The organism is uncultured Actinomyces sp. (assembly GCA_900541895.1).
Classification (GTDB): Bacteria; Actinomycetota; Actinomycetes; order Actinomycetales; family Actinomycetaceae; genus Pauljensenia.
This window is the reverse complement of the sequence record UWSI01000012.1, coordinates 39,112-46,854: the sequence shown is the minus strand read 5'-3', so window position 1 is coordinate 46,854 and position 7,743 is coordinate 39,112. Positions and strand designations below refer to the sequence as shown.

9 protein-coding genes and 1 pseudogene are annotated in these 7,743 nt (G+C 57.6%); 2 read left to right on the top strand and 8 right to left on the bottom strand.

All coding sequences use genetic code 11. The features are described from left to right. Positions 1-245: 245 nt before the first annotated feature. The 8 genes and pseudogenes from QZR18_RS04725 to QZR18_RS04690 all read right to left on the bottom strand — a co-directional run bounded on the left by QZR18_RS04725 (position 246) and on the right by QZR18_RS04690 (position 4,896). A complete protein-coding gene (locus QZR18_RS04725) occupies positions 246-485 on the bottom strand; it encodes a hypothetical protein (protein ID WP_295910494.1) in 240 nt (79 codons plus the stop codon). Between the two features lie 6 nt (positions 486-491). Further along, positions 492-1,670, bottom strand: a complete 1,179-nt coding sequence (locus QZR18_RS04720) for a DEAD/DEAH box helicase family protein (protein WP_295910493.1) — start codon at positions 1,668-1,670, stop codon at positions 492-494. 108 nt (positions 1,671-1,778) lie between these two features. Further along, complete coding sequence (locus QZR18_RS04715; RefSeq protein WP_295910492.1) at positions 1,779-2,003, bottom strand: DEAD/DEAH box helicase family protein; 225 nt, start codon at positions 2,001-2,003, stop codon at positions 1,779-1,781. An 83-nt stretch (positions 2,004-2,086) separates the two neighbouring features. Beyond that, positions 2,087-2,218, bottom strand: a pseudogene (locus QZR18_RS04710) (hypothetical protein); the annotation flags it as partial. A gap of 42 nt (positions 2,219-2,260) precedes the next feature. Then, complete coding sequence (locus QZR18_RS04705; protein WP_295910490.1) at positions 2,261-2,539, bottom strand: hypothetical protein; 279 nt, start codon at positions 2,537-2,539, stop codon at positions 2,261-2,263. A gap of 209 nt (positions 2,540-2,748) precedes the next feature. Next, positions 2,749-3,072, bottom strand: a complete 324-nt coding sequence (locus QZR18_RS04700) for a nucleotide pyrophosphohydrolase (RefSeq protein WP_178706896.1) — start codon at positions 3,070-3,072, stop codon at positions 2,749-2,751. Positions 3,073-3,124: 52 nt separating this feature from the next. Beyond that, complete coding sequence (locus QZR18_RS04695; protein WP_178706893.1) at positions 3,125-3,730, bottom strand: hypothetical protein; 606 nt, start codon at positions 3,728-3,730, stop codon at positions 3,125-3,127. 65 nt (positions 3,731-3,795) lie between these two features. Beyond that, on the bottom strand, positions 3,796-4,896 hold the full coding sequence (locus QZR18_RS04690) for a hypothetical protein (RefSeq protein WP_295910487.1): 1,101 nt from the start codon (positions 4,894-4,896) through the stop codon (positions 3,796-3,798). A gap of 424 nt (positions 4,897-5,320) precedes the next feature. On the opposite strand from QZR18_RS04690, the gene QZR18_RS04685 reads away from it, so the two are divergent. After that, positions 5,321-6,379: a 3-isopropylmalate dehydrogenase gene (locus QZR18_RS04685; protein WP_048714375.1), complete on the top strand. Its 1,059-nt coding sequence runs from the start codon at positions 5,321-5,323 to the stop codon at positions 6,377-6,379. Positions 6,380-6,547: 168 nt separating this feature from the next. Beyond that, a complete protein-coding gene (locus tag QZR18_RS04680) occupies positions 6,548-7,699 on the top strand; it encodes a branched-chain amino acid aminotransferase (RefSeq protein WP_178706890.1) in 1,152 nt (383 codons plus the stop codon). Positions 7,700-7,743: the final 44 nt, after the last annotated feature.

Genomic DNA, 7,743 nt, shown 5'->3' with positions numbered 1-7,743 from the left:
TAAATTATCGTTTTGCGCCGACCGAACGACCATCCACCCGGCAGTCACCGCGCAACACGAAGAACAATTCGACGCCACGCTGTACCTTTTGACGGAGTCACCGCGCATTCGCCTCCGTGGGTGGATGCGCACCTTCAGTAACGGGATAACCGAACGACGGTACAAGATTCGGTGGCGTATCGACTCATCGGATCAGAACGATGATCCCCTGGCAAAGTTCCACTTCGCCGTGCTACCGCGCCAAATCAGGCCACGAGCACATACTCCGGCACACCGTCACTTTGTATCAACTGGCGCGTACTACGTTTCATGACGATGACCGTGATTGCGGAATCCTTCTCCGCCTTCGCGCGCTCGTTGTTGGTGGTCAGGCCCTCGAACTCCTCGGTGATCGTGCCGTCGCCCTCGTGGAGCTGGAAGGGGTCCGTCAGGGGCATGCCCGGGAATTCGACGTAGCCTTTGTCCACACCCTGCTCGGCGCGCACCTGGTGCTACACCTGCTCGATGTTGATCGATGCGGTGTAGGACATCAGGACGAACTCGTTTGCGAAGATGTTGTTCTTGTATTTCTCTTCTAGGGCCTCGGGTGTGATGACGCCCAGCTGCAGCAGGCGTGCCACGAACGTGCCCGTCCCAACGAAGGGCTCGATGAAAGCCACGCCCGGATCCCCCAGGCTCTGCCCAAACGCTGTGCGCATTGCATCATCCGCACTGCGGATGATGCAGTCCACGCCCTCGCTCAAGCAGTGGGCATTTGAAAGAATCCGACAAATTGGCTCTTCATCAGTGCCCGCGCCTTCCTTCAGCCATTCCATTTCGCGTGCACGCACCGCCGCGTTCATCGTGCCGTCCACGTGCCTGCACTCAACACGAAGATTGTCGGTTGTATCGTCATTCTCCAGATTGCTCAGTCCATCGACCAAATCTGGGAATTGAGCTGCGACCTGTTTTGAAGCTTTGATGTCGCGGCAGAACGCAACCGCGCGACGCATGGGGGAGAGGTCGTCGCCGTAATCGGTGTCTGAGTCAGGGTGTTTCCTCTTAGCAAGCGCATTCCAGCAGCCCGTTAGCTTTGCGGCCGTATCGAGGTTCAGTTCGCCGCCCATCTCTGCAATTGCCTGGTAGTGCTTTGAAACTTCATCTTCGCTGACGGTGAGAATGATGACCTTGTAGTCGGTGAGTAGTCCTTCCTTCACAGCCTGACCAAAGCCCAGACGGAAGAACACCGGACCAAAGGTGTTCTGATCATCCATTGAGGTCAGGATCGCGTCCTTCTCCGACGCCTTATTCTTTGCGTTCTCCGCGAAAATACGCGGTGTCGCCGTCATATACAGGGTCTTTGAGCGGCGGATGAACTTATCGCTGTGGATCTTCGTGAAGGCGCTTTCGTCCTCGCCGGTCAGCGTTGCGCCTGTCGTGCGGTGGGCCTCGTCGCAGATGATCAGGTCGAAGTCACGCCAACTGTCACCAGTGATCTCTTGTGCATCGTGGATGAACTCGATGGATTGATAGGTCGCGAAAACAACCTGCAAACCCTCGGTTGCGTTATTTGCACACAGTGAATGAGCAAGGCGCTGTGCGTCAGTCGTCGCCGGGATCGGTAGATCGACCGTGGAATCGGCAGCAGTATCGTTTCGCGCGGCTGACGATACTTTCGTATCCGAACACACTGCCCACGCGGTAAACGCGCCATCGGCCTCGGCAGCCTAATCATCCAGCGTCTGATTGAGGAGTGCGAGCGAGGGGACTGTGAAAAGAATCCGCGCAGTGCCGCCTTCTCACTCCATGAACTCGCGAGCGATGGTGAGCGCAGTGAAGGTCTTGCCGGTGCCGCAAGCCATGACCATGGTTCCGCGGTCGTGTTTGGTGAACCCCTCCATGACTGCGGAACCTGCGCGTACCTGGTGATCTCGAGGAACTTTGCGCTCGCGGGTCTTGGGTGCCTGCATCGAGCCCAGTGAATACGTGCGCCAGTCGATGTCTGAATCGCGCAGATCCGCCAAGGTGATACGCGAGACAGGGATTTGCTGGCCTTCGATCGCGTCTTGGCGTTCTTACCCCAGTCGGTGCCAGAAGTGTCGACAACGATGCGGCGAGCGAAAGGTTCCTTGCCTGAAGCAGATAGGAAGGTGTCGATATCTGCTTTGCTGACCTTATGGCCCGGTGCGTAGAACTTGCACTGAATGGCCACCGGATCCTCGCCGTCGCGGACCGGGATCGCGACTAGGTCGATGCCAGTGTCACCCGTGCGGCGCTGGGGCTACTCTCCCCACAGGTAGACCTCTTTGAATTGGTGAGTGAAACGCGCGTCATGTAGCAGGAACTGACGGGTGAGTTCCTCGAAGAGCGTGCCCTTCGCGCGCTCGCTTGTCGCGCGCGCACGGTATTCGTTCAGCAGCGTGTCCAGTGCACTGGCTGAAGAAGATGGGGGAGCGGAAGGCTCAGTGACCGCCGATGCAGAAGGGGTAGAGCTCTCGTTGGGCGCTGGAACGCCATCAACGTCAAATGCGAGCTGGTCTGCGTTGGGATCACTGTGCATGGAGATGCCCTTCTGTGTGGCGGATAGGTGCCGGGTGAACATCGCTGATCACTGGCTGCATTCTTAGGGATTTCCCCGAAGGAGTGCTGCGTATTCTCAGATTAATGCATCTGAATGACGTAGATGTAATTTTTGCCTGCTGTATTTTGTACTTTTCGTATTGGGATTGCGCGGATTTGCACAGGTGTCAATCGCTGTTGTCAGCCGGATCAATCCAGCTGGTCATACTTCACGCTGCTCCCACGCGACTTTTCAACCGGATACTTCTGCGCCGTGACAGCAAGCTTTTCCAGCACGATCTGATCGGGCTCAAGCCCGACCTTCATTGCAAGGAAATAACAGTAGGTGAGGACATCGGCGAGCTCTTCCTTGACAGCCTGAGGATCTCCATTGGGCGTCCATTGGAAGCACTCTAAGAGTTCCGCTGCCTCGATCGAAATAGATTTCGCCAAGTTTTCGGGAGTGTGGAACTGGTCCCAGTCGCGCTCCCCAGAGAACGCGCGTAATTTCTGTGCAACCGCATCGTCAAGCATGCTTTCACTTTACTGCGCGCCACCCACATCTGCGGGCACGCGCACGATTCTTCTACTCAAAGACTAGTTGGTATCTTTTTCTTCGCGGATTTCTGAACGCGTCCTCGCCATAGAAATCGATTTGTCTGTCGCCCCACCAGGCAAGAAACTCCTCAGCGGTTTCGCCGTTGTATTTTTCGTCAGATTCGCAGTCAAATGAGGCGATGATTCCTTCGGTTGCTTCAGCCAGAGCTGCACAAACCAAACCGTAACCGGTTGAGGCAACAGGAGGGCCATCAGAGTTATTTTCGTCAAACCAGTAGTGGTCCTGTGCCAGAATTTTTGAAAGTCGAGTTGGGGGAACAATATCTTCGAGCTCTTCGACGATGTACCGATCGTCAGCTTCGATACAAGAACAACTATGCCAGGAATTCGAATCCCAGATCCCATCAATCAAATATTCGAAGCCTAGATACAAATCCGGCGTCCACACCGTGTCTTTTTCGACGTCCTTAATTGGTACCTTCGACGGAGAGGGATAGAAAGCTATAACCTCTATTGTTGAACCGATACCGTGACGGTTCAATAAAGTTTGAAATAACTCTTGTGTGCGCCCACGAATCTCCTCAACAAGAGGCAGGGCATTTACTGTCGGATAAACATCAATGGCTGTCGACATGGGATTATGCTACTCACCCCCGCCTTCAATTCGCGCCTGTTTGGCTCACAAGCGGAAAACAGATTTTAAGTCCAGCTTCCATCCGCTCCATTCGCCCCATGCCACCCGTACCCCCGAAAGCGCCGTCCTTCACCATCACAACGCTCGCTTGGAGGCTCCCACAACAGCACGTAACGAGCGGGAATAGGCTTAGAGGCCACCCCGATCGCAGCGCTAATTCGTCTGCGCAGCGCTTCCCAGTCATTGAAATCTAGCCAGTTGACTCGGAGGAAATGCCAGCCTTGGTCTTGTAGCGCCTGTTCGCGTTGAACCCACGAGCGTTTCGCGCGGTCGAATTCTCCCTGTGTCGAGCCCAGTTTCTCGATCCCATCGAACTCGATGACGAGTTTGCACTGCGAAATCGCGATGTCGGCAAAGAAGCGTCGTCCACCTGCAGATAGCTCATACTGCGTCGAAACTTCGTAGGGGCATAGCGCGCGAACCACCCAAGTCAGTGCGGCCTCGGCAGGATTGCTACACCCAGGATCGATCGTGGTCAGTATCCGTCGCGCGCGGGCAAAACCTCGACGTCCTTTCGCGTGTTCCAAGCGCGAAAGAAGCTTTTCGCGTATGACTTCGGCGCGCCCTCGGCACACATCTTGCGAGAAATTACTGAATCCAGACCACTTGTGGAGGGCGCTGCATCCCAGTGCAAATGCTTGCAGCACGTCATCGTGCATCGTGCAGCGGATCAACGCGTCGTAGGGGTGTTCGGTAAGCAAGCCTGAAACCTGCGTGCGTTCCGAGGTAATCGGGGGAGTGCGCCGATAGACTCGCAGGGCTGCGGGCACAGAAATTGTCTTGCATCTGCACGGAGGAATGAGCTGGCTTGTACGGCGCCCCGGCTGGTACAACTCAACGTTTGGGTTTGAGATCCAGCCTTGCACCCCGTGGAGTAGAAGCGCGGAGCTGCCAACGACAAGTGGTGTTGCTTGTCCTCGCTGTACTGACGCAATGATGCGTGCCAGCGCAATTGATTCCCAGATCTCCCAGGGCTTTGCTTGGCTGAGGTCGAATGGCAACCGGACGTAGGCGCCGCGGTGTAAGCGCAATTGCCCCTTGAGATGGGAACTTCGGCAGGAGCTCCCGCGATAGCTCAAGGTCACGTGCGGCAGTTGCATGCTCATAGTGGACAGTGTGGGGCGGGGGAGAGGGCTGCGTGTTTTCTGGCTGAAAACATGTGGATGAATCGTTGCAAACCCGCATTGTGGAAAAGTTTGTTGCGTGCGCAGCGGGTATTTCGAGCGGTGTTGGGTCGGTTTAGAGCTGTTTCGTGCTTCGTGTGTGGTGTCTACGGCGGAATGCGGTGACCTCGACTCAGATTGACACTGTTTGGCGCGATTGACACCGTTTGGAGGACGGGCATTGCGGTTTTTGGGCTATGCGATGCCGCCGAGTGGTGTCGATGCTGCCATGTGGTGCCAATGCTGCCGAGTGGTGTCGATAGGGGAGGCGTGGGGAGCTGAGTTCAGGAACGAGGCCCCGCCCCACAACCACCCCGAAATATGGACACCTTCTGCTGACCTGCCGCCCCCGCGCAACAATGGCAATATGACAAATCTGAAACTCGCAGTAATCCCCGGTGATGGCATCGGGCAGGAAATCGTCCCCGAAGGCATCAAAGCTCTGGAAGCTGTCATTCCCTCTGACGTCACGCTGCAGTACACAGAATTCGATCTTGGCGCACGGCGCTATCACCGCACCGGTGAGATCCTCACCGACACGGACCTCGAAGTTATCGACCAGCACGATGCCATCCTCTTGGGCGCGATTGGCGATCCCTCGGTCCCCTCAGGTGTCCTTGAGCGCGGCCTGCTCCTCAAGCTCCGATTCTCGCTCGACCACTATGTCAACCTGCGCCCTTCGCACTACTATCCGGGCGTCCCGACCCCGCTGGCTAACCCCGGCGACATTGATTTCATCGTCGTGCGAGAGGGCACTGAAAGCCTTTACGCCGGAAACGGCGGAACTCTGCGCAAGGGGACAATTCACGAGGTCGCGCAGGAGATCTCCGTGAACACAGCCTTTGGCGTTGAGCGCCTTGTGCGCTACGCATTCGAACAGGCAGCAGCTCGTCCGGCTCACCATCTCACGCTGGTCCACAAGCATAATGTTTTGGTTTTCGCCGGTGGCCTGTGGAGCCGTATCGTCGAGGAGGTGGGCCGCGAATACCCGCAGGTCCGTGTCGACTACTGCCACATTGACGCCGCAACGATCTACATGGTGACCGATCCGGGCCGCTTCGACGTCATCGTCACCGATAACCTCTTCGGCGACATCTTGACCGATGAGGCGGGAGCTGTCACCGGCGGCGTTGGCCTTTCGGCCTCGGGAAATATCAACCCCGAAGGTGCGCACCCCTCAATGTTCGAGCCCGTCCACGGCTCCGCGCCCGACATTGCAGGCCAGGGTAAGGCGGACCCGACCGCAACGATTGCTTCTGTTGCGCTCATGCTCAATCATCTCGGATACGCCGATCAGTCGCGCGCGATCATGGACGCGATTGAAGAGGACATGCGTAACCGCGCGGCCGCTAACGCTGCTGGTGATCCCTTGGTCCGTACGACCGAGCAAATCGGCAACGACCTGGTCGCGCTGATTCGCCGCTGACGAGGCCATGGCCGGGGGAGTGGGTGCGAAAGGCCCACCCCACCGGCACCGAGCACGCCGCCCCGGCACCGCGCACCCCACCCCAACTGGTCAGATGGCGGACCACCTAATGCCTGACCCCCGCAAGGGGAATATTCTGAATGTACTTCAGCTTTTGAGGAGGATACGATGACAGAAACGCAGCACACTCCCACCGAATTGGAGCGATTGGGGGAGGAGCCTCTGCCTTCGGCAGATGAACTGGCTGGTCGTTTCCCGCTGACCCAGAACCCGAATCCGACTCCGCAGGCGGATTACGAAAAGGCTATGGAGGAACTGAACTTCGGAACAGTTTTTACCGACCACATGGCACACATGCGTTGGACGCCCGAAACCGGATGGGGCCAGCGTGAGGTCATTCCCTTCGGTCCCCTTGACCTGTCTCCCGCGGCCGCTGTCCTTCACTACGGCCAGTCTGCTTTCGAAGGCATCAAGGCCTACCGTCACTCCGACGGCAGCATTTGGACCTTCCGTCCCGGCTTCAATGCCGCGCGCATGAACCACTCGAATTGGCGTCTGGCTATGCCACAGATGGATCGCGAGGACTTCGTGGGCGCGCTGGTGAACTACGTGCGTGCGGACGAAAAGTGGGTTCCGGGTGCTGAAGGATCCTCTCTCTACCTGCGTCCCTTCACTTTCGCCTCCGAGCCCTTCCTCGGCGTGCGCTCCGCTCACCAGGTTGATTTCTACGTCATCGGTTCCCCGGTTGGCCCCTACTTCAAGTCGGGCACTCAGACCGGCGTCTCCATCTGGGTTGAGAAGCACTATCACCGTGCCGGCCCCGGTGGAACCGGTTCGGCAAAGGCTGGTGGTAACTACGCGGCTTCGCTGCTCCCGCAGAACTTGGCCGCTGAGCGCGGTTTCAAGCAGGTCTGCTACCTGGATACCTACGAGCACAAGTACCTCGAAGAGCTCGGCGGTATGAATATGTTCGTCGTCATGGCCGATGGGAGCGTGCGTACCCCCAAGCTCACCGGCGTGATCCTCGAGGGTGGCACCCGTAGCGCGATTTGCCGCCTCCTGCGTTCGCGTGGTGTGCCGGTAACCGAGGAATCTATCGCTCTTGCCGACTTGGTTGAGGGCATTAAGAACGGTTCGGTCGCTGAGATCTTTGCCTGTGGTACCGCCGCTGTCGTGACCCCGATTGCGCGCCTTGCCTCGGATGATTTCGACGTCGAGCTTCCCGCGGGTCCCGTCACCCACCAGATCTGGAAGGACATCACGGACATCCAGATGGGCCGCGCAGAAGATCCCTTCGGCTGGATGTACCGTCTGGCCTGACCCGATTGCCGAGGCCGTGGCCACCTTCCCGCGCTGCTGAGCAT